Raw genomic sequence first — 639 nt, 5'->3', positions numbered from 1 at the left:
TGCCGATCTATGTGCTGTTTGCTGATCACCAACACGAAAAATGAACTTTGAATTAAATAAATCAAGTAAATCATTAGCTGCAGCAGAGCCGAAGTGATTATTGAATTCTTCCTGTACAAACATATGGATCTTTACCAAAATCTATTACTTTTAGCGTATTAAGAAATCTCAGTATTTCATCCGTTTGCATAATGATAACTATACCACAAATGATCATTAGGGAATATTGCCATGATATCTTACCTCTTAATGCCAATAATGCAAATCCAATTACCCCTATTATGGCTATAGATTTTGTTACTTTGTGTCTTACACCCCATGACAATGTACACAGCGTTATTCCAATCGGATCCTCTTCATAGGATATAGCATAGACATCTTGCATATAACTTATTGATACAATGAATACTAATAAAAATAAATATTTATGCATCAAATATCCCAACCTAAATAATACATTAATTAATAACCATTAGATCAATTCTGCCATTTCATCTTTAGTTTAGAAATCGGATAATGTCCAGCTAACTTAACAAAACACGATAAGTTAGGTAGAGACATGATTTCAGCAGGTAATACCTGCATCTTCTTTTGTTCTATAGTGTTGATATTAACACCATCTCTTATGGTGTTTGAACC

Annotated in this window: 2 protein-coding genes; both read right to left on the bottom strand. The window is 32.2% G+C overall.

Annotation, left to right across the window (positions count from 1 at the left end; genetic code table 11):
• Positions 1 to 97 precede the first annotated feature (97 nt).
• Positions 98 to 385 carry a TrbC/VirB2 family protein gene (locus KYQ89_RS08200; protein WP_371920389.1) on the bottom strand — a complete coding sequence of 96 codons (288 nt, stop codon included), beginning with the start codon at positions 383 to 385 and terminating at the stop codon, positions 98 to 100.
• A gap of 92 nt (positions 386 to 477) precedes the next feature.
• Positions 478 to 627, bottom strand: coding sequence for a type IV secretion system DNA-binding domain-containing protein (locus KYQ89_RS01995; RefSeq protein WP_371920388.1), 150 nt, complete (start codon positions 625 to 627; stop codon positions 478 to 480).
• Between the last annotated feature and the right edge of the window lie 12 nt (positions 628 to 639).

It is taken from the genome of Rickettsia sp. TH2014 (genome assembly GCF_019249195.1).
GTDB classification, from domain to species: Bacteria; Pseudomonadota; Alphaproteobacteria; order Rickettsiales; family Rickettsiaceae; genus Rickettsia; species Rickettsia felis.
The sequence above is the reverse complement of the archived record's forward strand: the minus strand, read 5'-3'. Positions and strand labels throughout refer to the sequence as shown.